This window comes from Pseudomonas sp. Colony2, from assembly GCF_019382755.1.
GTDB lineage: Bacteria > Pseudomonadota > Gammaproteobacteria > Pseudomonadales > Pseudomonadaceae > Aquipseudomonas.
In genome coordinates this window covers 6,439,340-6,461,096 of record NZ_CP080030.1, presented here as the reverse complement: position 1 = coordinate 6,461,096, position 21,757 = coordinate 6,439,340, and the positions used below count along the sequence as shown (strand labels likewise).

General features: G+C 59.6%; 23 protein-coding genes. 16 read left to right on the top strand and 7 right to left on the bottom strand.

All coding sequences use genetic code 11. The features are described 5' to 3' along the window. Positions 1-3: 3 nt before the first annotated feature. The 10 genes from rplO to bfr all read left to right on the top strand — a co-directional run bounded on the left by rplO (position 4) and on the right by bfr (position 7,227). Positions 4-441, top strand: coding sequence for a 50S ribosomal protein L15 (rplO, locus tag JV201_RS26275; protein WP_003210066.1), 438 nt, complete (start codon positions 4-6; stop codon positions 439-441). Continuing rightward, positions 442-1,770 (top strand): preprotein translocase subunit SecY, encoded by a 1,329-nt coding sequence (gene secY, locus JV201_RS26270; RefSeq protein WP_003210064.1) that lies wholly within the window; start codon positions 442-444, stop codon positions 1,768-1,770. A gap of 27 nt (positions 1,771-1,797) precedes the next feature. Continuing rightward, complete coding sequence (rpmJ, locus tag JV201_RS26265; protein WP_002555468.1) at positions 1,798-1,914, top strand: 50S ribosomal protein L36; 117 nt, start codon at positions 1,798-1,800, stop codon at positions 1,912-1,914. Positions 1,915-2,043: 129 nt separating this feature from the next. Further along, positions 2,044-2,400 (top strand): 30S ribosomal protein S13, encoded by a 357-nt coding sequence (rpsM, locus tag JV201_RS26260; RefSeq protein ID WP_003210063.1) that lies wholly within the window; start codon positions 2,044-2,046, stop codon positions 2,398-2,400. A gap of 30 nt (positions 2,401-2,430) precedes the next feature. Further along, entirely contained in the window at positions 2,431-2,820 is a 390-nt protein-coding gene (gene rpsK, locus JV201_RS26255; RefSeq protein WP_002555466.1) for a 30S ribosomal protein S11, read from the top strand. A gap of 18 nt (positions 2,821-2,838) precedes the next feature. Then, the gene (rpsD, locus tag JV201_RS26250) at positions 2,839-3,459 is read left to right on the top strand and encodes a 30S ribosomal protein S4 (RefSeq protein ID WP_003210056.1); all 621 of its coding nucleotides are present in this window, start codon (positions 2,839-2,841) and stop codon (positions 3,457-3,459) included. Positions 3,460-3,481: 22 nt separating this feature from the next. Beyond that, positions 3,482-4,483 carry a DNA-directed RNA polymerase subunit alpha gene (locus JV201_RS26245; RefSeq protein ID WP_003176403.1) on the top strand — a complete coding sequence of 334 codons (1,002 nt, stop codon included), beginning with the start codon at positions 3,482-3,484 and terminating at the stop codon, positions 4,481-4,483. Positions 4,484-4,524: 41 nt separating this feature from the next. Beyond that, entirely contained in the window at positions 4,525-4,911 is a 387-nt protein-coding gene (rplQ, locus tag JV201_RS26240; protein ID WP_003210053.1) for a 50S ribosomal protein L17, read from the top strand. A 247-nt stretch (positions 4,912-5,158) separates the two neighbouring features. Next, positions 5,159-6,607, top strand: coding sequence for a catalase (locus JV201_RS26235; RefSeq protein ID WP_219406207.1), 1,449 nt, complete (start codon positions 5,159-5,161; stop codon positions 6,605-6,607). A 155-nt stretch (positions 6,608-6,762) separates the two neighbouring features. Continuing rightward, positions 6,763-7,227 carry a bacterioferritin gene (gene bfr, locus JV201_RS26230; RefSeq protein WP_003210048.1) on the top strand — a complete coding sequence of 155 codons (465 nt, stop codon included), beginning with the start codon at positions 6,763-6,765 and terminating at the stop codon, positions 7,225-7,227. A 68-nt stretch (positions 7,228-7,295) separates the two neighbouring features. Here the strand turns inward: bfr and uvrA are convergent, their stop codons facing one another. Beyond that, complete coding sequence (gene uvrA, locus JV201_RS26225) at positions 7,296-10,130, bottom strand: excinuclease ABC subunit UvrA (RefSeq protein WP_219406206.1); 2,835 nt, start codon at positions 10,128-10,130, stop codon at positions 7,296-7,298. Positions 10,131-10,308: 178 nt separating this feature from the next. On the opposite strand from uvrA, the gene JV201_RS26220 reads away from it, so the two are divergent. Beyond that, a complete protein-coding gene (locus JV201_RS26220) occupies positions 10,309-11,703 on the top strand; it encodes an MFS transporter (RefSeq protein WP_003210044.1) in 1,395 nt (464 codons plus the stop codon). A gap of 9 nt (positions 11,704-11,712) precedes the next feature. After that, positions 11,713-12,231: a single-stranded DNA-binding protein gene (locus tag JV201_RS26215; RefSeq protein ID WP_003210042.1), complete on the top strand. Its 519-nt coding sequence runs from the start codon at positions 11,713-11,715 to the stop codon at positions 12,229-12,231. 91 nt (positions 12,232-12,322) lie between these two features. Here JV201_RS26215 and JV201_RS26210 read toward each other — a convergent pair whose 3' ends face one another. Next, the gene (locus JV201_RS26210; protein WP_178965316.1) at positions 12,323-13,231 is read right to left on the bottom strand and encodes a LysR family transcriptional regulator; all 909 of its coding nucleotides are present in this window, start codon (positions 13,229-13,231) and stop codon (positions 12,323-12,325) included. A 103-nt stretch (positions 13,232-13,334) separates the two neighbouring features. On the opposite strand from JV201_RS26210, the gene tam reads away from it, so the two are divergent. Continuing rightward, the gene (gene tam / locus JV201_RS26205) at positions 13,335-14,096 is read left to right on the top strand and encodes a trans-aconitate 2-methyltransferase (RefSeq protein ID WP_102370003.1); all 762 of its coding nucleotides are present in this window, start codon (positions 13,335-13,337) and stop codon (positions 14,094-14,096) included. A 12-nt stretch (positions 14,097-14,108) separates the two neighbouring features. Here tam and JV201_RS26200 read toward each other — a convergent pair whose 3' ends face one another. Further along, positions 14,109-14,660, bottom strand: coding sequence for a cysteine hydrolase family protein (locus tag JV201_RS26200; protein WP_178965318.1), 552 nt, complete (start codon positions 14,658-14,660; stop codon positions 14,109-14,111). A 95-nt stretch (positions 14,661-14,755) separates the two neighbouring features. Here JV201_RS26200 and JV201_RS26195 point away from each other — a divergent pair, with 95 nt between their 5' ends. The 3 genes from JV201_RS26195 to JV201_RS26185 all read left to right on the top strand — a co-directional run bounded on the left by JV201_RS26195 (position 14,756) and on the right by JV201_RS26185 (position 17,759). Next, positions 14,756-15,736 (top strand): GlxA family transcriptional regulator, encoded by a 981-nt coding sequence (locus tag JV201_RS26195; protein ID WP_102605436.1) that lies wholly within the window; start codon positions 14,756-14,758, stop codon positions 15,734-15,736. 171 nt (positions 15,737-15,907) lie between these two features. Next, positions 15,908-17,017 carry a DUF3182 family protein gene (locus tag JV201_RS26190; protein WP_219406205.1) on the top strand — a complete coding sequence of 370 codons (1,110 nt, stop codon included), beginning with the start codon at positions 15,908-15,910 and terminating at the stop codon, positions 17,015-17,017. After that, on the top strand, positions 17,007-17,759 hold the full coding sequence (locus tag JV201_RS26185) for a S9 family peptidase (protein WP_003210032.1): 753 nt from the start codon (positions 17,007-17,009) through the stop codon (positions 17,757-17,759). The genes JV201_RS26190 and JV201_RS26185 overlap by 11 nt, the downstream gene beginning before the upstream one ends. Here JV201_RS26185 and JV201_RS26180 read toward each other — a convergent pair. Genes JV201_RS26180 through JV201_RS26165 form a run of 4 tightly spaced genes read right to left on the bottom strand, consistent with a single transcriptional unit; the run spans position 17,746 to position 21,698 of the window. Further along, a complete protein-coding gene (locus tag JV201_RS26180) occupies positions 17,746-18,726 on the bottom strand; it encodes a lysylphosphatidylglycerol synthase domain-containing protein (RefSeq protein ID WP_219406204.1) in 981 nt (326 codons plus the stop codon). The genes JV201_RS26185 and JV201_RS26180 overlap by 14 nt on opposite strands. Then, on the bottom strand, positions 18,704-20,002 hold the full coding sequence (gene clsB / locus JV201_RS26175) for a cardiolipin synthase ClsB (RefSeq protein ID WP_219406203.1): 1,299 nt from the start codon (positions 20,000-20,002) through the stop codon (positions 18,704-18,706). The genes JV201_RS26180 and clsB overlap by 23 nt, the downstream gene beginning before the upstream one ends. Further along, on the bottom strand, positions 19,999-20,775 hold the full coding sequence (locus JV201_RS26170) for an endonuclease/exonuclease/phosphatase family protein (protein WP_003210026.1): 777 nt from the start codon (positions 20,773-20,775) through the stop codon (positions 19,999-20,001). Before JV201_RS26170 ends, clsB begins: the two co-directional genes overlap by 4 nt. Then, positions 20,772-21,698, bottom strand: a complete 927-nt coding sequence (locus JV201_RS26165; protein ID WP_102605439.1) for a DUF72 domain-containing protein — start codon at positions 21,696-21,698, stop codon at positions 20,772-20,774. Before JV201_RS26165 ends, JV201_RS26170 begins: the two co-directional genes overlap by 4 nt. Positions 21,699-21,757 lie beyond the last annotated feature (59 nt).

Sequence of the window (21,757 nt, the reverse complement as noted above, 5' to 3'; positions counted from 1 at the left end):
TCGATGAAACTCAATGATCTGAGTCCAGCGCCGGGTTCCCGTCGCGAAAAGCATCGTCCGGGCCGTGGTATCGGTAGTGGTTTGGGCAAGACCGGTGGCCGTGGCCACAAAGGTCAGTCCTCCCGCTCCGGTGGCACCATCGCTCCAGGCTTTGAAGGCGGTCAACAGCCGCTGCATCGTCGCCTGCCGAAGTTCGGTTTCGTTTCCCTGAAAGCCATGGACCGCGCAGAAGTGCGTCTGTCCGAGCTGGCCAAAGTGGAAGGCGACATCGTTACCGTGCAGACCCTGAAAGATGCCAACGTGATCAACGTCAACGTACAGCGTGTGAAAATCATGCTGTCCGGTGAAGTGACTCGCGCTGTCACTATCGGCAAGGGAATCGGCGCCACCAAAGGTGCGCGTTCGGCTATCGAAGCAGCTGGCGGCAAGTTCGAGGAATAAATGGCTAAGCAAGGTGCTCTCTCAGCGCTCGGCAAAGGCGGTATGTCTGAACTTTGGGCTCGTCTGCGTTTTCTGTTCCTGGCGATTATCGTCTACCGAATAGGCGCACACATCCCGGTTCCAGGTATCAACCCGGACCGACTCGCAGACCTGTTTCGACAGAATGAGGGGACCATTCTTAGCTTGTTCAACATGTTTTCCGGCGGCGCGCTGGAACGGATGAGCATCTTTGCACTGGGGATCATGCCGTACATCTCGGCATCGATCATCATGCAACTGATGACCGCCGTCAGTCCGCAGTTGGAGCAGTTGAAGAAGGAAGGTGAAGCTGGCCGTCGCAAGATAAGCCAGTACACCCGCTACGGCACTGTCATCCTCGCCCTGGTCCAGGCTATCGGCATGTCCGTTGGCCTGGCCGGGCAGGGTGTTGCGTTCACTGGTGACTTTGGCTTCCATTTCGTCGCGGTATCCACATTTGTGGCTGGTGCGATGTTCATGATGTGGCTGGGTGAGCAGATTACTGAGCGTGGTGTTGGTAACGGTATCTCGATGTTGATTTTCGCAGGTATCGTTGCCGGTCTTCCGAGAGCGATTGGGCAGTCTTTCGAGTCTGCACGTCAGGGTGATATCAATATCTTCGCCCTGGTTGCCATCGGTTTGTTGGCAGTAGCGATTATCGGTTTTGTGGTGTTCATTGAGCGTGGCCAGCGTCGTATTGCTGTTCACTACGCCAAGCGTCAGCAGGGCCGCAAGGTCTTTGCCGCGCAGACCAGCCACCTGCCGCTGAAAGTGAACATGGCCGGGGTTATTCCTGCCATTTTCGCGAGCAGCATTTTGCTGTTTCCGGCTTCGTTGGGTGCCTGGTTCGGTCAGTCTGAAGGTATGGGCTGGTTGCAGGACATCTCGCAGTCGATCGCTCCTGGTCAGCCGTTGAATATTCTGCTGTTTAGTGCAGGGATTATTTTCTTCTGCTTCTTCTATACGGCGTTGATGTTCAATCCGAAAGACGTAGCGGAAAACCTGAAGAAGTCCGGTGCCTTTATTCCGGGTATTCGTCCAGGTGAGCAGTCTGCGCGCTACATTGATGGCGTTCTGACTCGCTTGACCATGTTCGGTGCTCTATATATGACGGCCGTCTGCCTGTTGCCCCAGTTCCTGGTGGTTGCAGCAAACGTTCCGTTCTACCTTGGCGGGACCTCGTTGCTGATCGTCGTCGTGGTTGTGATGGACTTCATGTCCCAAGTACAATCGCACCTCGTTTCGCACCAGTACGAATCCCTGATGAAGAAAGCCAACCTGAAGGGTTACGGCAGCGGCATGTTGCGCTGAGTACCCATAAGGTTCGAGGAGTTGGTGATGAAAGTTCGTGCATCGGTGAAAAAGCTGTGCCGTAACTGCAAGATTATTCGCCGCGAAGGTGTTGTTCGAGTAATTTGCAGCGCGGAACCGCGTCACAAACAGCGCCAAGGCTGAGTGTGATCCGCTTGAAGCCCGGCAGCTAGTGCGCTGCCGGGTTGATTATTTGTTATTACAGCGATATTATCTCGCGCCCTATTTCTTGGCTTCCGGGGCGTAGGTAGCTGTCAATTGGAGTCCCACTGAATGGCCCGTATTGCAGGCGTTAACATTCCAGATAACAAGCACACTGTTATCTCGCTGACCTACATCTATGGTGTTGGTCGCACTACTGCGCAGAAAATTTGCGCAGATACTGGGGTAAACCCAGCCGCAAAGATCAAGGATCTGAGCGACGAGCAGATTGAGCTGTTGCGTGGCGAAGTGGCGAAGTTCACCACTGAAGGTGACCTGCGTCGCGAAATCAACATGAAAATCAAGCGTTTGATGGACCTCGGTTGCTACCGTGGTCTGCGTCATCGTCGTGGTCTTCCAGTACGCGGTCAGCGTACCAAGACTAACGCGCGTACCCGTAAAGGTCCGCGTAAGCCGATCCGCAAGTAATCGCCCACGCGAATCGACAGGAAATTAATCATGGCAAAACCTGCTGCTCGTCCTCGTAAAAAAGTTAAAAAGACAGTGGTTGATGGCATCGCCCACATCCATGCATCTTTTAACAACACAATCGTGACCATCACCGACCGTCAAGGTAACGCGCTTTCTTGGGCTACCTCCGGTGGTTCGGGTTTCCGCGGTTCCCGCAAGTCCACCCCGTTTGCTGCTCAAGTAGCTGCTGAACGTGCTGGTCAAGCTGCGCTGGAATATGGCCTGAAAAACCTCGACGTCAACGTCAAAGGTCCAGGTCCAGGTCGTGAGTCTGCTGTCCGTGCATTGAACGGCTGTGGCTATAAGATCGCCAGCATCACCGACGTGACGCCAATCCCGCACAACGGGTGCCGTCCGCCGAAGAAGCGCCGCGTGTAATCCAGGAGATTGTAAAGAATGGCTCGTTACATTGGTCCAAAATGCAAACTCGCTCGTCGTGAAGGCACCGATCTCTTTCTGAAGAGCGGCGTGCGCGCGATCGAATCGAAGTGCAACATTGAAGCAGCACCTGGTATCCACGGCCAACGCCGCGGTCGCCAGTCCGATTACGGCACCCAACTGCGTGAAAAGCAGAAGGTCCGTCGTATCTACGGCGTTCTCGAGCGTCAGTTCAGCGGCTACTACAAAGAAGCTGCTGGCAAGAAAGGTGCAACCGGTGAAAACCTGCTGCAACTGCTCGAATGCCGTCTGGACAACGTTGTATACCGTATGGGCTTTGGTTCGACTCGTGCCGAATCCCGTCAGCTGGTATCGCACAAATCCGTCAGCGTAAACGGCCAAACCGTTAACGTCCCGTCGTACCAGGTTCGTGCTGGTGACGTGGTCGCGATTCGCGAGAAAGCAAAAAATCAACTTCGCATTGTCCAAGCTCTCGATCTGTGTGCCCAACGTGGCCGCGTAGAATGGGTAGAAGTAGACACTGAGAAGAAGTCGGGCGTTTTCAAGAACGTTCCTGCTCGCAGTGATCTGTCCGCCGACATCAACGAAAGCCTGATTGTCGAGCTCTACTCCAAGTAAGGGCTAGAAAATAGGTGCATCCATGCAGATTTCGGTAAATGAGTTCCTGACACCCCGTCACATTGATGTGCAGGTTGTCAGTCCAACCCGCGCCAAGATCACTCTCGAGCCTCTCGAGCGTGGTTTTGGCCACACCCTGGGCAACGCGCTGCGCCGCATCCTGTTGTCCTCAATGCCCGGCTGTGCAGTAGTCGAGGCCGAGATTGACGGTGTGCTCCACGAGTACAGCGCCATCGAAGGTGTACAGGAAGACGTAATTGAAATCCTGTTGAACCTTAAAGGTCTGGCTATCAAGCTGCACGGCCGTGACGAAGTTACGCTGACCTTGTCGAAGAAGGGTTCGGGGGTGGTTACCGCTGCCGATATTCAGCTGGATCATGATGTCGAGATCGTTAATCCCGATCACGTAATCGCTAACCTGGCGTCTAACGGCGCCCTGAACATGAAGCTCACCGTAGCTCGTGGTCGTGGTTATGAACCGGCCGACTCGCGTCAGAGCGATGAAGACGAAAGCCGCAGCATTGGTCGCTTGCAGCTCGACTCTTCGTTCAGCCCGGTTCGCCGTATCGCATACGTGGTGGAAAACGCCCGTGTCGAACAGCGTACTAACCTGGACAAGCTGGTTATTGATCTGGAAACCAACGGTACTCTGGATCCTGAAGAGGCTATCCGCCGCGCTGCAACCATTCTGCAACAGCAGTTGGCTGCGTTCGTCGACCTCAAGGGTGACAGCGAACCAGTGGTAATCGAGCAGGAAGACGAGATCGATCCGATCCTGCTTCGCCCGGTTGACGATCTGGAACTGACTGTACGTTCGGCTAACTGCCTTAAGGCGGAAAACATTTACTACATCGGTGATCTGATTCAGCGCACCGAAGTAGAACTGTTGAAGACTCCGAACCTGGGCAAGAAATCCTTGACTGAAATCAAGGACGTTCTGGCCTCCCGCGGTCTGTCCCTCGGCATGCGCCTCGACAACTGGCCGCCTGCAAGTCTTAAGAAGGACGACAAGGCGACTGCCTGATCGTCGTAATCACCGAACGTGAGTTTGGTAAGGAATGAACCATGCGTCATCGTAAAAGTGGTCGTCACCTGAGCCGTACCAGCTCGCACCGTAAGGCTATGTTCCAGAACATGGCGGTGTCGCTGTTCGAGCACGAGCTGATCAAAACTACACTGCCGAAAGCTAAAGAACTGCGTCGCGTTGCTGAGCCGCTGATTACTTTGGCCAAGACAGACAGCCTGGCTAACCGCCGTCTGGCTTTCGACCGTACTCGTTCGAAAGCTATCGTTGGTAAGCTCTTCAACGACCTGGGCAAGCGTTACGCTACCCGTGAGGGTGGCTACCTGCGCATCCTCAAGTGCGGTTTCCGCGCTGGTGACAACGCGCCTATGGCGTACGTTGAGCTGATCGATCGTCCAGTTGGCGGTGAAGCTGTATCCGCTGAGTAAGACGTCAGTCTGTAACGAAGAACCGGGCCTAGTGCCCGGTTTTTTGTGCGCGTTGAAAACTGGAATTACCTCGAGCGAATACACGTTCAGCCCGTGCAGCTACTTCTGATATCCGTTCGGATGGATCGTTAGTTAATTTCTATCGGTGGGTATGATTTAATAAATTTGATGGTGTCATCTTCCTGATCAATAATCGCTCCAAGCCGATTAGCCGGCAGTTCCAAGACTGACCTGAGGAAGATTGAGCATGAGCCAGAATAAAACCCTTACTACCGCCAGCGGCGCACCTGTCGCGGATAACCAGAATTCCCGTTCCGCCGGCCCACGCGGCCCGCTGCTGCTCGACGACTTTCACCTGATCGAGAAGCTCGCTCACTTCAACCGTGAAAACATTCCTGAGCGTCGTGTACACGCCAAAGGCTCGGGCGCTTACGGTACCTTCACCGTCACTCAAGACATCACGCAGTACACCAGCGCCAAGCTGTTCGATTCTGTGGGCAAGCAAACTCCGACTTTCCTGCGCTTCTCCACGGTGGGTGGCGAGCGTGGTTCGGCTGATACTGAGCGCGACCCGCGTGGTTTCGCGTTGAAGTTCTACACCGAAGAAGGCAACTGGGACATCGTTGGTAACAACACCCCGGTGTTCTTCATCCGCGACCCGCTGAAGTTTCCCGACTTTATCCACACCCAAAAGCGCCTGCCGCAAAGCAACCTGAAAAGTGCACAGATGATGTGGGACTTCTGGTCGCACTCCCCTGAGGCGCTGCACCAGGTCACCATCCTGTTTTCGGACCGTGGCATCCCGGACGGCTACCGTCACATGCACGGCTTCGGCAGTCACACCTACAGCTTGATTAACGCCGAAGGCGAGCGTCACTGGGTGAAGTGGCACTACAAGACCAAGCAAGGTATCAAGAACCTGGCGCCGGCTGACGCTGCACGCCTGGCCGGTACCGACCCTGATTACGCTCAGCGCGATCTGTTCGGTGCTATTGAGCGTGGTGACTTCCCGAAATGGCGCGTGTGCATTCAGATCATGACTGAGGCCCAGGCCAACGCTCACTACGAAAACCCGTTCGACGTGACCAAGACCTGGTCGCAGAAAGAGTTCCCGCTGATCGAAGTGGGTGAGCTGGAACTGAACCGCAACCCGCTGAACTACTTCGCTGAAGTTGAACAGGCGGCTTTCGGTCCAAGCAACATGGTCCCGGGTGTTGGCCTGTCGCCAGACCGCATGCTGCAAGGGCGCGTGTTCGCTTACGCCGATGCCCATCGCTACCGCGTAGGTACCAATCACCAGCAACTGCCGGTGAATGCGCCACGCAGCCCAGTCAACAGCTACCAGCGTGATGGTTCGATGGCATTCGGCTCCAATGGTGGTGCGGCCCCCAATTACGAGCCAAACAGCTACGCCGATGCGCCGAAGCAGGCTCCTCAGTACGCCGAGCCAGCCTTGGCCCTGAGCGGTGCGGCTGATCGTTACGATCACCGCGAAGATACCGACTACTACAGCCATGCCGGTGCGCTGTTCCGCCTGATGAACGATGAGCAGAAAGCCCTGCTGATCAACAATATCGCCGGCGCAATGGCGGGTGTTTCCAGCGACGTGGTGCAGCGCCAGTTGCAGTACTTCTTCAAGGCCGACCCGGCTTATGGAGAAGGGATCGCATCTGCACTGGGTGTATCGCTGAACTGACTCTAAACGATAAGCAGAACCGCCCTCATTTGGGCGGTTTTTGCGTTATTTAAGCTACTTTTCACCGGAAATCTTCACTTTTCTGCCGTTGGTCCCGTGACCTCCGGGTCATCATGGTTCAAACTACAGACTTTCAAGCAGGGAGATGTAGGGCGATGCAAGGTCACCCCGACGTAATCGATTACCTCAACACGTTGCTGACGGGCGAACTGGCAGCTCGTGACCAATATTTCATTCACTCGCGGATGTACGAAGACTGGGGCTTTACCGAGCTCTACGAGCGTATCAACCATGAAATGGAAGAAGAGGCACAGCACGCCGACGCACTGATGCGCCGTATCCTGATGCTCGAAGGCACGCCCCGTATGCGTCCCGACGACCTGGATACCGGCACCACGGTGCCTGAGATGCTCGCCAGCGACTTGCGCCTTGAGTACAAGGTCCGTGCCGCGCTCTGCAAGGGCATTGAGCTCTGCGAGCAGCACAACGACTACGTCACGCGGGAAATCCTGCGGGTGCAGTTGAATGACACCGAAGAAGATCACACCTACTGGCTGGAAAAGCAGTTGGGCCTGATCAAGCTGATTGGCCTGGAGAATTACCTGCAATCGCAGTTCTGATTCCTCCAGCTACTAAAAAGCCCCTGTCACTTACACGGTGACAGGGGCTTTTTCGTGGGGCTGAACAATCAGTCCTTGTCGCGAGCCAGCAGAGGCTTGAGGTAGAAGCCGGTGTGAGACTGCTTCATCTCCGAGACTTGCTCCGGTGTGCCGACCGCAATGATCTGCCCACCTTTGGAACCGCCTTCCGGCCCCAGGTCCACCAGCCAGTCGGCGGTCTTGATCACATCCAGATTGTGCTCGATCACTACCACCGTGTTGCCGTGGTCACGCAGGCGATGCAGCACGTCCAGCAATTGCTGAATATCCGCGAAGTGCAGGCCTGTGGTCGGCTCGTCGAGGATGTACAGCGTCTTGCCGGTGTCACGCTTGGACAGCTCGCGAGACAGCTTGACCCGCTGGGCCTCGCCGCCCGACAGCGTCGTCGCCGACTGCCCCAGCTTGATGTACGACAGGCCAACATCCATCAGTGTCTGCAGCTTGCGCGCCAGGGCCGGTACCGCGTCGAAGAACACCCGCGCTTCCTCGATCGTCATCTCGAGGGTTTCGTGGATGCTCTTGCCCTTGTACTTGATCTCCAGGGTTTCGCGGTTATAGCGTTTGCTCTTGCACACGTCGCACGGCACGTAGATGTCCGGCAGGAAGTGCATCTCCACCTTGATCAAGCCATCGCCCTGGCACGCTTCGCAGCGGCCGCCCTTGACGTTGAACGAGAACCGGCCAGGCCCGTAGCCACGGGAGCGCGATTCCGGCACGCCGGCGAACAGCTCGCGAATCGGCGTGAACAGCCCGGTGTAGGTCGCCGGGTTGGAGCGCGGTGTGCGGCCAATCGGGCTTTGGTCGATATCGACCACCTTGTCCAGGTTTTCCAGGCCCTTGATGCTGTCGTGAGCGGCGGCTTCCAGGGTGGTCGCGCCGTTCAGTGCAGTGGCACTCAACGGAAACAGCGTGTTGTTGATCAGCGTTGATTTGCCCGAACCGGATACACCGGTCACACAGGTCAGCAGGCCCAGCGGGATCTCCAGGTCGACATTGCGCAGGTTGTTGCCGCGCGCGCCCTTGAGGTGCAGTGCCATCTTCTTGTTGCGCGGGGTGCGTTTGGCCGGCACGGCGATCTTCACGCGACCCGACAGGTACTTACCGGTCAGCGAGTCAGGATGCGCCATCACTTCAGCCGGCGTGCCCTCGGCGACAATGTGCCCACCGTGAACACCCGCTCCCGGGCCGATATCGACCACATAATCGGCCAGGCGAATCGCGTCTTCATCGTGCTCGACCACGATCACCGTATTGCCGATGTCCCGCAGGTGCTTCAGCGTGCCCAGCAAGCGGTCGTTGTCCCGTTGATGCAATCCAATCGACGGTTCATCGAGGATGTACAACACGCCCACCAGGCCGGCACCGATCTGGCTGGCCAAGCGAATCCGCTGGGCTTCACCGCCGGAAAGCGTGTCGGCACTGCGGTCCAGCGACAGGTAGTCCAGGCCCACGTTGACCAGGAACTGCAGCCGTTCACGAATCTCCTTGAGGATCTTGTCGGCAATTTCCCCGCGGCGGCCCGTCAGTTTCAGCGTGCCGAAGTATTCGCAGGCATCGCCAATCGGCAGGTTGGTCACTGCCGGCAGGGTCTTCTCGCCAACCCACACATGCCGCGCCTCACGGCGCAGGCGTGTGCCACGGCAATCCGGGCAAGGCTGGGTGCTGAGGAACTTGGCCAGTTCCTCGCGCACGCTGGCGGACTCCGTCTCGCGGTAGCGCCGCTCCAGGTTCGGCACGATGCCTTCGAACGGGTGCGAGCGTTTGACGATATCGCCACGGTCATTCAAATACTTGAAGTCGACGTTCTGCGAACCGCTGCCATGCAGGATGAATTTCTGCTGTTCGGCGGGCAGTTCGTTGAACGGCACTTCCAGGCTGAACTTGTAGTGCGAAGCCAACGACCCCAGCATCTGGAAGTAATAGACGTTACGCCTGTCCCAGCCACGTATCGCACCCTCCGCCAGTGTGAGGTCACCGTTGACCAGGCGCTTGATGTCGAAGAATTGCTTAACCCCCAGGCCATCACAGGTCGGGCAAGCGCCGGCCGGGTTGTTGAAGGAAAACAGCTTCGGTTCCAGCTCGCTGATGGCATGGCCGCAGATCGGGCAGGCGAAGCGCGCGGAGAAGATGATTTCTTCCCCGGGCTCGTCGTCCATCGGTGCTACCAGGGCAATGCCGTCTGCCAGCTTCAGCGCGGTTTCGAAAGACTCCGCCAGGCGCTGCTGCAAATCGGCACGCACCTTGAAACGGTCGACGACCACATCAATCGAGTGCTTTTTCTGTTTATCCAGCTTCGGCGCTTCGTCCAGCTCGTAGAGCTTGCCGTTGATGCGGGCACGCACGAAACCCTGGGCACGCAGTTCTTCAAAGACCGAAAGGTGTTCACCCTTGCGCTCGCGAATCACCGGTGCCAGCAGCATCAGCTTGGCGCCTTCCGGCTGGGCCAGCACCAGGTCGACCATCTGGCTGACGGTCTGGGCTTCCAGGGGAATGTCGTGGTCCGGGCAGCGGGGAATACCCACGCGGGCATACAGCAGGCGCAGGTAGTCGTAGATCTCGGTGATGGTGCCCACGGTGGAACGCGGGTTGTGGGAGGTGGATTTCTGTTCGATGGAAATCGCAGGCGACAGGCCTTCAATGGTGTCGACGTCGGGCTTTTCCATCATCGACAGGAACTGGCGGGCATAGGCCGACAGGGATTCCACGTAGCGGCGCTGGCCTTCGGCGTACAGCGTGTCAAACGCCAGGGACGACTTGCCGGACCCGGACAAGCCGGTGATGACGATCAGTTTGTCCCGTGGCAGGGTCAGGTCGATGTTCTTCAGGTTGTGGGTTCGAGCCCCACGAATCAGGATCTTGTCCAAGATGGCCTCGCACGGCGGGCGTAAATAATGCAGGAGTATACGGCTAAAGACTGGATGAATATACACTGTCAAAGTGCCGGGTGCAGCCTTACATGAAAGCTGCGCGGCAAAGCGCCGCATATACCCTCTCAATCGATGGGACTGGTAGAATCGCCGCCGGTTCACACGAGGTTTATCCATGCACGATCCCCACAGCGAACGCATGAGTGGCAGCGAGACCCGCGCAGCAAGCGGTCTGGCCCTGGTGTTCGCATTCCGTATGCTTGGCATGTTTATGGTGTTGCCGGTGCTGGCGACCTATGGAATGGATCTCGCAGGAGCGACCCCGGCCCTGATCGGCCTGGCGATTGGCGCCTATGGCCTGACCCAGGCGCTGTTTCAGATTCCGTTCGGCGTCATTTCCGACCGCATCGGCCGCCGGCCGGTGATCTACCTCGGCCTGATCGTCTTCGCCCTGGGCAGTGTGCTTGCGGCCAATGCCGACTCTATCTGGGGCGTGATCGCCGGACGCGTCCTGCAAGGCGCCGGCGCGATTTCCGCCGCCGTCATGGCACTGCTCTCCGACCTGACCCGCGAACAACACCGTACCAAGGCCATGGCGATGATCGGCATGACCATCGGTCTTTCGTTCGCCGTGGCGATGGTAGTCGGCCCGCTGCTGACCCGCGCGTTCGGCTTGCACGGTCTGTTCCTGGCCACCGGTGGCATGGCGCTGTTCGGCATCGTGATTGTCGCCTTCATGGTTCCGCATTCCACGGGGCCGTTGCAGCACCGTGAGTCGGGCGTCGCCAAGCAGGCATTGCTGCCGACACTCAAGCACCCGGACCTGTTGCGCCTGGATTTGGGTATCTTCGTATTACACGCGATGCTGATGTGCAGCTTCGTCGCCTTGCCCCTGGCCCTGGTGCAAAAAGCCGGGTTGCCCAAGGAGCAGCACTGGTGGGTCTATCTCACCGCGCTGCTGATTTCGTTCTTCGCCATGATCCCGTTCATCATCTACGGCGAGAAGAAACGCAAAATGAAACGAGTTCTGTTGGGCGCCGTCGCGACACTGATGCTCACTGAGCTATTCTTCTGGCAGTTCGGCGACAGCCTGCGGGCGCTGGTGATCGGCACGGTGGTGTTCTTCACCGCGTTCAACCTGCTGGAGGCTTCACTGCCTTCGCTGATCAGTAAGGTTTCACCGGCCGGCGGCAAAGGCACGGCGATGGGCGTGTATTCAACCAGCCAGTTCCTCGGTTCTGCACTGGGCGGGATCATGGGTGGCTGGATGTTCCAGCATGGCGGTTTGTCGGTTGTGTTCCTGGGATGCGCAGGTCTGGCTGCCCTCTGGCTAGCCTTTGCTGTTACCATGCGCGAACCTCCCTATGTGACGAGCCTGCGCTTGCCGTTATCGCCCGAAGCGATCCGCGAAGCCGGTCTGGTCGAGCGCCTTAAGGCCGTTGTTGGGGTTACGGATGCTGTGGTTGTTACTGAAGAAGCCGCCATCTACATCAAATTGGACACCGAATTATTGGATCGCGCGACGCTCGAGCAACTGGTCAACCCAGTGCCGACAGCGCGCCCAGCCTAGGAGAACGTTATGGCCCGTGGGGTTAACAAAGTCATATTGGTCGGTACATGCGGCCAGGATCCCGAAGTTCGCTACTTGCCGAACGGTAACGCCGTGACCAACCTGAGTCTGGCGACCAGCGAACAGTGGACCGACAAGCAAACCGGCCAGAAGGTCGAGAAAACCGAATGGCACCGTGTGTCGATGTTCGGCAAGGTTGCAGAGATCGCCGGTGAATACCTGCGCAAAGGTTCGCAGGTCTACATCGAAGGCAAGCTGCAAACCCGCGAGTGGGAAAAAGACGGCATCAAGCGTTACACCACTGAAATCGTGGTCGACATGCAAGGCACCATGCAACTGCTGGGCGGCCGTCCACAGGGCGACCAACAGGGCCAGGGCGGCATGTCCAACTCGGCGCCGCGTCCACAGCAGCAGTCCCGTCCGCAGCCAACCCAGCAGCCACAGCGTGAGTCGCGTCCAGCGCCACAGCAGGCCGCTCCTCAGCCGGCAGCCGACTTCGACAGCTTTGATGACGATATTCCGTTCTAAGGTCGCTTGAGACCCAGAACTGTCGCGTAACACCAGAAAACCCCCGGTGGCCTTGGCCCCGGGGGTTTTTCATTGCGGACACGGCAATCCGCTAAACGTCAGTAGAAGCGGCGCCCACCACCAACTCCCGAAACCTCTCCAATACCGACGACGTATCACCTACCCGGGTAGCCAGGTGCAACGGCGCCACCAGGCTCCGGCACTCCGAAAGCTCGCGATAAACAATCCCGTCGCCCCGCAACCGTTGCATTGAGGCAGGCACAATCGAAACCCCAAGCCCCGCAGCCACCAGGCTCAACGTCGCCGTCATGCGCGGCGCCTCTTGCACAACCTGCGGGCTGAAACCCGCTTCTCGACACGCCACCAGAATCGCGTCATACAACCCAAGCCCCACCCGGCGGCGATACAGCACAAACGCCTCGGTGGCCAATGCCGCCAATGGCAGCGGCGTCGACGGGTTGATAGCCAGTGGATGATCGGTAGGCAGCGCCAGCAACATTGGCTCTACCAGAATTGGCTGGTCCTGCAACGCCTGCGTCCCGCTCAGCGGCGAGCGAATGAACGCCGCGTCGAGCTTTTCGTGCAGCAACGCGTCCAGCAGTTCACCGGTACCGGCTTCTTCCAGTACCACTGAAACGCCGACAAAGGTTTCCCGAAACAGGCGCAGTACGCTGGGCACAAACGGATGCAAGGCGGCGGAGCTGGTGAAACCAATCGCCAGGCGTCCGCGTTCACCTCGGGCGGCGCGGCGCACAATGTCGGCCACACCATCGACGCTGGCCAAGATATGCCGCGCCTCCTCCAGCAAGGCCAGCCCCGCAGTGGTCGGGCGCACGCCTCGTGGCAGGCGCTCCATCAGCACCACACCCAACTCGGCTTCAAGACTTTGCAACAGGCGGGTCAGCGGCGGTTGCTGCATGCCCAGTCGTTCTGCCGCGCGGGTGATATAGCCTTCTTCGGCAATCGCGACGAAGGCCCTGAGCTGCCTGAGCTCCAGCATAGGAATACTTTTCAGGTATGGGAGATGATCAATCGTGGCATTTGTTCTCATGGATCACAAGATTTAGGCTGTCCTCACTCCTCACAGAAGAAGGAATGCCGCAATGACCTGGTCAGCCAAGCAATACTCGATGTTCGAACAACAGCGCACTCGTCCCGTCCGGGATCTGGTAGCGGCCATCCCTGAGGGTGATGTGCGCACCGCCGTCGACCTGGGTTGCGGCCCGGGCAATTCGACTGAAGTCCTGGCTGATCGCTTTCCGCAGGCAGTGGTCACCGGCATGGACAGTTCCGATGACATGCTGGTCGACGCCCGCAAGCGCCTGCCCGCGTTGAACTTCGAATTGGCTGATATTGGCGCCTGGAACCCGGCGCAGAAATTCGACGTCATCCTCGCCAATGCGTCGCTGCAATGGCTGCCTGATCACGCCACGCTGTATCCGCATTTAGTCAATCAACTGACCTCCGGCGGCACCCTGGCGGTGCAGACGCCCGACAATCTTGACGAGCCGGCCCACAAGCTGGCGCGGGAAGTCGCGGCGGACGGCCCGTGGGCCGCAAAGATCGGCAGCGTCAAACACAATGAACGCCATACCGCGAGCTACTACTTTGAGTTGCTGAGCCAACACTGTTCCACCGTGGATGTGTGGCGCACCACTTACCACCATCCGCTGGCAGGTTCCGCCGCGGTGGTGGAGTGGTTCAAGGGTTCGGCGTTGCGTCCATTCCTGGCGCCCCTGACCGAGTCAGAAAGGAACGCCTTCCTCGACGAGTACCTGGCGCGGATCACCAAGGCTTATCCAGCGCTGGCCGATGGCACTGTGTTGCTGCCGTTTCCGCGCCTGTTCATCATCGCTACCCGGTAAGCGCGGAGAAGGTCAATCGGCGGACAAGAACTGTTCCGCCGATACCACGCTCGCATAAGCAAACCCCAGCGACGACATAAACGCCGCATGCACCTGGGCTGCCGGCACGACGCTGCCATTGAATTCCAGGTCCCGCGTGGCGCAGGCATCGTGGATCACGGTCACGCTGTAGCCCAGGTCCGACGCGGCGCGCACCACGCCGTCGATGCACATATGGCTCATGCTGCCCACCACCACCAGTTCGGTGATGCTGCATTGTTCCAGCAGGGCCCGCAGGTTGGTTTCGCGGAACGCATTGACGAAATGCTTGAGCACCACGGGCTCGTCGGCCTGGTTCAGCACCTTGGGGTGCAGGTGTGCACCTTCCGAGCCCGGGGTGAAGAAGGGGGCATCGTCGGAGGTGAATTCGTGGCGTACGTGAATCACCGTATCGCCTGCCTGGCGAAATGCCTGTAGCACTTGCTGCGCCTTGTCTGCCGCCGCGTCCACTCCGTCTAGCGGCCACTTGCCCTGGGGGAAGTAGTCGTTCTGGATATCGATTAGGATGAGCGCTTGCTTGGCCATGTTGGTTTCCTTGTGAGGGTTGATGCGTCCAGTATCCTGGCTGGCGTGACGCCTGGGGATTGGCCGCACCGACAATAACAGAGGGAAAACTGACAATGGCGATCGTCGAACTCGGCGTGCTGATCTACAGCGGTGCGCAAATGGCCGCCGTGCATGGCTTGACCGACCTGTTCGCGGTCGCCAACCGGATTGCGACCGAGCATCAGTCCGAGCAACTGCCGTCCCTGCGCATCAGCCATTGGCAGGCTGAAACAGGCGGTGCGCCGACCCGTGTATTCGATAGCGAGCCCGGTAGCGGGGATAGGTTGACGGCCTTGCTGATTCCACCCTCCATTGCCGGCTTTTCCGAGGGCCAGGCGTCCGCCGAATTGCTGGATTGGCTGCGCCAGCAACATCGCTCCGGGACCATTCTGGGCGGCGTGTGCGTAGGTTCGATCCTGATGGCGGAAAGCGGCCTGTTGGACGGTCGCAGCGCCACCACGCACTGGACGTCGGCGAAAACCTTCGCCGCCCGTTATCCGGCGATTCGCCTGGAAGCCGACAAACCCATCGTCGACGACGGCGACTTGATCACCACCGCCGGCCTCATGGCCTGGTCCGAATTGGGCCTGCGCCTGGTGGACCGTTTGCTCGGCCCGAGCATCGCTGCCAGCACCGCGCGTTTCCTGGTGATCGAACACAGTGACAGCGCCAGTGAGTGCGGCAGTAACTTTGCGCCGATCCTTGCCCATGGCGACGCTGCGATTCTCAAGGTGCAACATTGGCTGCAGGCCAGCGGTGCGGTGGATGTTTCGTTGGCTGCCATGGCGCAGGAGGCGGGACTTGAGGAACGCACCTTCCTGCGACGGTTCCGCGCCGCCACCGGTTTGAAACCCACCGAATATTGCCAGCACCTGCGTGTCGGCAAGGCGCGCCAGATGCTCGAGTTCACCAACGGCACCATTGATCACATCGCCTGGACCGTGGGGTATCAGGACCCCGGCGCCTTCCGCGCCACCTTCAAGAAAATCACCGGGCTGGCGCCAAGTGATTACCGCAGCCGTTTCGGCGTGACGCCCTCCAAGGCGCAAGCCTGAATCGTGCAGAACGCCGCGACACCTTGAGCATTTCGTGCAGAATAAAACAGGCCAAGTGCTATCGCTTTTCCCGCAACTGATTGATTCCCCGCGCGTTTAAACAAACGCCGCCTTGGCTTGATCCCTGCTACCTTTTCCTTACACACATGGCAGCAGAGCCAAGGGGGACGCATGACCCCGACAAATCGCAAAAAAATCGTGGTGGCGCATTCAATCCGTCCGCAAGCGCCATTGCACGAAGTGGAGACCAACCGCGCCCTGGCCCGTTGGCTGGCGCACGTCCTTGGGCTCAAATATGGCGGCAGCTATAACCCTGAGCTGCACAGTGGGCGCGACCTCTATCTATTGCCCACTCAGACGCTGGTCGGCGCGGCCCAGGCGCGGCAATTCGGCGTCAAAGGCCCTGAGGATTTGTGGGGCGGCTACGTCGATCACGATTTCATCTGCACCAAGGCCATCAGCCACGGTTTGCTGAATAAAAACGCGGTTGCGCCCGAAGGCTGGTCGCCGCTGTTTTCCGAGCGCATCCGCAATGTGGTGCTGGATGGGTTGAGTGTGCACGCCCTGGAAGATGCGCGGCCGGCGGCGACCCATTTGCTGTACACCGGCCCGATCCGTCTCAAGCCCGTGCATGCCTGCGCCGGTCGCGGCCAGGAAGTGATCCGCAGCCTCGACGAGTTCGACGCCATCCTCGCGCGCCCTGATGCGGCGCAATTGTTCAGCGACGGCGTGGTGCTGGAGCAGGACCTGCGCGACGTGGTCACCCACAGTGTCGGCCAGAGCTTTATCGGCGATCACGTCATCAGCTACTGCGGCGATCAATACCTGACCCGGGACGGGCAGGGCGAAGAGGTCTATGGTGGTTCCAACCTGTTGGTGGTCCAGGGCTACTACGAAGACCTGCTCAAGCTCGACCTGCCCGCTGACGTGCGCCTGGCCATCCAGCAAGCGCAGGTCTTCGATAACGCGGCGGATGAGGCCTATCCCGGGTTCTACGCCTCGCGGCGCAATTACGACATCGCCCAGGGCCTGGACAGCGACGGCCAACGCCGCAGCGGCGTGCTCGAGCAATCCTGGCGCATGGGCGGGGCCAGCAGCGCGGAAGTCGCGGCGCTGCAAAGCTTCGTCAACAATCCCGGGCTGCGGGCGATTTATGTCTCGTCGGTAGAAACCTACGTCGACCAGCCACTGCCGGCTGACGCGATCGAGGTGTACCGGGGCCCGGCAGAAAACAGCGACTTTCTTCTCAAGTACGTGACGGTCAAATCCTATGACGGCTAGAAGCGAAACCATTGCCATTGATATCGACGACGAACAGATGAGCGGGACCTTCCTCAGTCCCAAATCGAAAGTACCGGGGGTGTTGTTTGTGCACGGCTGGGGCGGGAGCCAGGAGCGTGACCTGGAACGCGCCAAGGGTATCGCCGGGCTCGGTTGTGTATGCCTTACATTCGACCTGCGCGGCCATGCCGGCAACGGCATTCCGTTATCCCGCGTCACCCGCGAAGACAACCTGCGCGACCTGCTCGCGGCCTACGACCGCCTGTTGTCACACCCGGCCATCGACACCTCGGCGGTGGCGGTGGTTGGCACCAGCTACGGCGGTTACCTGGCCGCCATCCTCACTTCACTGCGCCCCGTGCGCTGGCTGGCTTTGCGGGTGCCGGCGCTGTACCGCGACCAGGAATGGCTCAAGCCCAAGCGCGACCTCGATAAAGCCGACCTGATGGATTATCGCGGCACCTTTGTGCACGCCGAAACCAATCGTGCCCTGCATGCTTGCGCGGCGTTTACCGGTGATGTGTTGATCGTGGAGTCGGAGACCGACGACCACGTGCCCCACGCCACCATCATGAGCTACCGCGCCGCCTGCCAGCAGACGCATTCGCTGACTCACCGGATTATCGACGGTGCGGATCATTCCCTGAGTGATCCGGTTTCCCAGCAGGCCTACACCTCGATCCTGGTGGACTGGATTACCGAGATGGTGGTGGGCGAGCGCTTGAGCATCATCCAGTCGTAGGCGTTTTCTTCACGCGCAATGCCTTGGCCTTGGCTTCGACCGCGAGGTACATCACCAGGGCCACCAGCAACGGCAGGATGAAGTAGATCGCGCGGTAGGCGATCAGCCCCGCGAGCAGACTGCCGCGGGACGCTTCGTGCTGCAGCAAGGCAATGAACACTGCCTCCAGCACACCCAGCCCTGCCGGGATATGCGTGACCACCCCGGCAATGCTGCTGATCAGCAACACCCCGAGCACCACGGGGTAATCCAGCTGCTTGGGCAGCAGGGTAAAAATCACTGCTGCCATCAGCGACCAGTTCAGCGCGCCGAGCGCCAACTGCAACACTGCCATGCGCAGCGACGGCAGGCTGATTTCAATCCCGCGTATCGACCATGCGCGCTTTTTCGACAAGCGACAGGCCAGCAGGTAACCCAGGCTCGCCAGTACCAACAGCACGCCGACGCCTTGCAACGCACCGCTGCTGAGCTTCCACCCCGGCGGCAATGTCACCAGCCCGCTGCTGAATACCGCGCCGGCAATCGCCATGTAGCCGAACCAGTTGGTGGCCAGGCTCAAGCCGAGGATCTTCGCGATGTTCCCGTTGCTCACCCCGAGTCGGGAATACAACCGATAGCGCATGGCGATGCCCCCAACCCACGCGCTCAGGTTGAGGTTGAACGCATAGCTGATGATGCCCACCGGCAAAATCTGCTTCCAGCCCAACGGCTGGCGGATGTAGGTGCGGCCGATCAGGTCGAAGCACGAATACACCAGGAAACTGCACAACGTCAGCCCACCCGCGATGAGCAGCGTGCGCAGCTTGAAGTCGCCCAGGGTGTCGAGCACTTCGCTCCAGTCGATACGCCGGGCGAGCAGGGTGAACAACACGATCAGCACCAGGAAAAACACCACCGTCAGCGGTTTTTTCCAGCGTTTCAAGAAGCCGGGGCGAGCGCTTTCTTCAGCAGTGCGAGCTTGGGTCATGATCCGCACGCTCCTCAAGAACGAAGGGTTTCAACCTCGGCTTGTGGGCCGGCAACCAGCCGGTCCACGACGGAAAATGCCGCAGCACATGGAACACCACGAAACCCACGGTCACCCGCCAGAACCAGCCGCGAGGCGCGCGGTTTTCCGGCATGGTCTTGCAGTGGTTCTGGCTCAGATATTCCAGGCGCTCGAACAACTGCTGGTTGAAGGCACGATCACGAACCAGCACATTCGCCTCCAGGTTCAGCGACAGGCTCAGCGGGTCGAGATTGCTCGAACCCACCGTGCTCCACTCTTCATCCACCAGCGCCACCTTGCCGTGCAACGGACGCTGGCAGTACTCGTGGATCACCACGCCCTCCTTGAGCAAATAGTCATAGAGCATGCGTGCCGCCAGCTTGGCCAGCAGCACATCCGGCTGGCCCTGCATGATCAACTGCACGTGCACGCCGCGCCGCGCGGCATTACGAATTTCCCGCAGCAGGCGGTAGCCGGGAAAGAAATAGGCGTTGGCGATCACCGCCCGCCGCTCGGCCTTGCGCAGGGCGTGCAGGTAGGCCTCTTCGATATCGGTACGGTGTTGCAGATTGTCCCGGTAGATCAGCCGTACCAGGCCATCGCCTTCGCCGGTAGCCCATGGCGACGGGCGTTGCTCGCGCCGCCAGCCGCGCCGCTTGCGCACACGCCGGCCACTTTGTGCGAGGGCGAAATGATGCAGGTCGGCGACTGCCGGGCCCTGCACCTGCACGGCATAATCCTGCTTGGCCTCGGGGCCGAAATCCCCCAGGTGATCCGCCGAGAAATTGATCCCGCCGATAAACGCCACACTGGCATCCACCACCACAATCTTGCGGTGCAAGCGGCGAAACCAGTTGGTGCGAAAACCCAATGTCTTGCTCGCCGGGTCGAACATCTGCACGGTCACGCCGGCCTGGCTCAATTCGCTGAGAAACCCCGGTGTCAGCTCGCCACAACCAAAGCCATCGAGGCTGGCGACGACCTTGACGCCACGCTGCGCCGCCTCGATCAAAATGCCTTTGAGCTCGTGGCCGACCTTGTCTTCGAAAAGGATAAAGGTCTCCAGCAAGATCTCCCGCTGGGCCTGGCGCATCGCCTCGAACACTTTGGGAAAGTAGGCCTCGCCGTTCTCCAGCAACTCGATCTGGTTACCGCTTTGCCAGCCGTAATCCAGGTCCCGGGCCACGGCATCGTCCGGCGGTTGGTCGGTCGCGATGTGTTCCACCGCGACCTTTTCCAGTGGTGCGCTGTTCATAACTCGATCTCCACCGACAGCGGCGCATGGTCCGACAAGTGTGACCACGGGCGGCTGGTCAGGACTTGGGGCTGATGCACCTTGAGGTTGCGCACATAGATGCGGTCCAGCGGCAGCAGCGGCAGGCGCGCCGGGAAGGTGCGGGCCGGCTTGCCGTGGGTTTCGATAAACACTTCCCGCAGCCCGCAGTGGGCGAGATCGGCGCGCTGGCGCCAGTCATTGAAATCACCGGCGACAATCACCGGCGCGTCGGCGGGAATCTCGGCGACCCGCTGCGCGATCAGGCGCAGTTGCTGCTGGCGATGGACTTCCCGCAGCCCCAGGTGCACGCAGATGGCATGCACGTCCTGCACGTTGCCCGGCAAGCGCAGCACGCAATGCAGCAGCCCGCGACTTTCGTGGCCGCTCTGGGAGATGTCGAGATTGTCGTAGCGGATGATCTGGAATTTCGACAGCAGCGCATTACCGTGGTCGCCATGGGGATACACCGCGTTGCGACCGTAGGCGTATTGCGGCCAGATACTGTCGGCGAGGAACTCGTATTGCGGCATGCTCGGCCAGTTACTGTAGCGCTTGGGGTGGCGTTCATGGGTGCCGTGGATTTCCTGAAGGAACACCACGTCGGCGGCCACGCTGCGAATCGCCTCCCGCAACTCGGGCAATATGAAGCGCCGGTTGAGCGCGGTGAAGCCCTTGTGGGTATTGACCGTCAGCACCCTGAAGCGGGTGATGGTTTCGGTGGGCGTGGTTGGCATCAGTTCCGGATGGGTCATGGCAACACTCCCGTGTCCGGCAACTTGCCGGGTTCGGTGGCCAGTGCCTGGTCCAGGCCAAAACGCTGCAGTAATTGGCGCGCATCGAAGGGCGCGCGCACCTTGATGTCGTTATCGAAGTAGCAAAACACCTCGCGCTGCTTGCGGGCGCGGGGTTTGTGCTTCGGGTCGATCAACTGTGCATCGGCGGGTTGTTTGCCGTGGCTCCAGCGTTCGATGCGATCGCCCCAGCGCTTGAGCGCTTCGGACGTATAGCCGCTGGCATACAGCGCTTTGTCCCCATGCAGACGCAGGTACACAAAGTTGGCCGTGACGTCTTCCAGGTAAGGCCACTTGCCGGCTGTGTCCGCTACCACCAGGGCCACGCCGTGCTTGTCGAGCATCTCGACAAACTCCGGCACGGCGAAACTCTTGTGGCGAATCTCCACCGCATGGCGCAGCGGCTTTTTACCGTGGGCTTGCAGGCTCGCCTTGCCGTTCAGGCGCGGCTCATGCTCGCGGGCGAGGGCGGCGGCCTGCTGGGTAGTGGTGGGTAATTCGGCGAGAAAGGCTTCAAACAACGGCGGGTCGAATTTGAAACTGGGCGGGAACTGCCAGAGGATCGGCCCGAGCTTTTCCTTGAGTTCCAGCACCCCGGAGGCGAAGAAATTCGCCATCGGCTTGTGCACCTCCCGCAGCCGCAGGATATGCGTGATATAGCGCGGCGCCTTGACGCTGAACACAAACCCTTCAGGCGTGTCGCCATACCACTCGGCGTAGCGCTTGGGTGTTTGCAGCGCGTAGAACGAGCCGTTGATCTCGATGCTGTTGACCGCCCGTGAGGCAAACTGCAGCTCGCGCTTCTGGGTCAGGCCCTCGGGGTAGAAATCCCCCCGCCAGGGCGTGTAGCGCCAGCCGGAAATGCCGATATGAATCGCGGCCATGGTGACTCCCGTGGGTTAACTGTGTGGTGACCTCCGTTTTTGGATGACTGTGAGGATCG

Bases quoted from the DNA above. Each gene is read 5' to 3' on its own strand.
- tam (WP_102370003.1), top strand. From the start codon at position 13,335: ATGACCTGGTCAGCCAAGCAATACTCGATGTTCGAACAACAGCGCACT.
- rpsK (WP_002555466.1), top strand. From the start codon at position 2,431: ATGGCAAAACCTGCTGCTCGTCCTCGTAAAAAAGTTAAAAAGACAGTG.
- JV201_RS26235 (WP_219406207.1), top strand. From the start codon at position 5,159: ATGAGCCAGAATAAAACCCTTACTACCGCCAGCGGCGCACCTGTCGCG.
- bfr (WP_003210048.1), top strand. From the start codon at position 6,763: ATGCAAGGTCACCCCGACGTAATCGATTACCTCAACACGTTGCTGACG.
- JV201_RS26220 (WP_003210044.1), top strand. From the start codon at position 10,309: ATGCACGATCCCCACAGCGAACGCATGAGTGGCAGCGAGACCCGCGCA.
- rplO (WP_003210066.1), top strand. From the start codon at position 4: ATGAAACTCAATGATCTGAGTCCAGCGCCGGGTTCCCGTCGCGAAAAG.
- JV201_RS26180 (WP_219406204.1), bottom strand. From the start codon at position 18,726: ATGACCCAAGCTCGCACTGCTGAAGAAAGCGCTCGCCCCGGCTTCTTG.
- JV201_RS26165 (WP_102605439.1), bottom strand. From the start codon at position 21,698: ATGGCCGCGATTCATATCGGCATTTCCGGCTGGCGCTACACGCCCTGG.
- rpsM (WP_003210063.1), top strand. From the start codon at position 2,044: ATGGCCCGTATTGCAGGCGTTAACATTCCAGATAACAAGCACACTGTT.
- JV201_RS26215 (WP_003210042.1), top strand. From the start codon at position 11,713: ATGGCCCGTGGGGTTAACAAAGTCATATTGGTCGGTACATGCGGCCAG.
- clsB (WP_219406203.1), bottom strand. From the start codon at position 20,002: ATGAACAGCGCACCACTGGAAAAGGTCGCGGTGGAACACATCGCGACC.
- rplQ (WP_003210053.1), top strand. From the start codon at position 4,525: ATGCGTCATCGTAAAAGTGGTCGTCACCTGAGCCGTACCAGCTCGCAC.
- JV201_RS26210 (WP_178965316.1), bottom strand. From the start codon at position 13,231: ATGCTGGAGCTCAGGCAGCTCAGGGCCTTCGTCGCGATTGCCGAAGAA.
- JV201_RS26245 (WP_003176403.1), top strand. From the start codon at position 3,482: ATGCAGATTTCGGTAAATGAGTTCCTGACACCCCGTCACATTGATGTG.
- JV201_RS26195 (WP_102605436.1), top strand. From the start codon at position 14,756: ATGGCGATCGTCGAACTCGGCGTGCTGATCTACAGCGGTGCGCAAATG.
- JV201_RS26200 (WP_178965318.1), bottom strand. From the start codon at position 14,660: ATGGCCAAGCAAGCGCTCATCCTAATCGATATCCAGAACGACTACTTC.
- rpmJ (WP_002555468.1), top strand. From the start codon at position 1,798: ATGAAAGTTCGTGCATCGGTGAAAAAGCTGTGCCGTAACTGCAAGATT.
- secY (WP_003210064.1), top strand. From the start codon at position 442: ATGGCTAAGCAAGGTGCTCTCTCAGCGCTCGGCAAAGGCGGTATGTCT.
- JV201_RS26190 (WP_219406205.1), top strand. From the start codon at position 15,908: ATGACCCCGACAAATCGCAAAAAAATCGTGGTGGCGCATTCAATCCGT.
- JV201_RS26170 (WP_003210026.1), bottom strand. From the start codon at position 20,775: ATGACCCATCCGGAACTGATGCCAACCACGCCCACCGAAACCATCACC.
- rpsD (WP_003210056.1), top strand. From the start codon at position 2,839: ATGGCTCGTTACATTGGTCCAAAATGCAAACTCGCTCGTCGTGAAGGC.
- JV201_RS26185 (WP_003210032.1), top strand. From the start codon at position 17,007: ATGACGGCTAGAAGCGAAACCATTGCCATTGATATCGACGACGAACAG.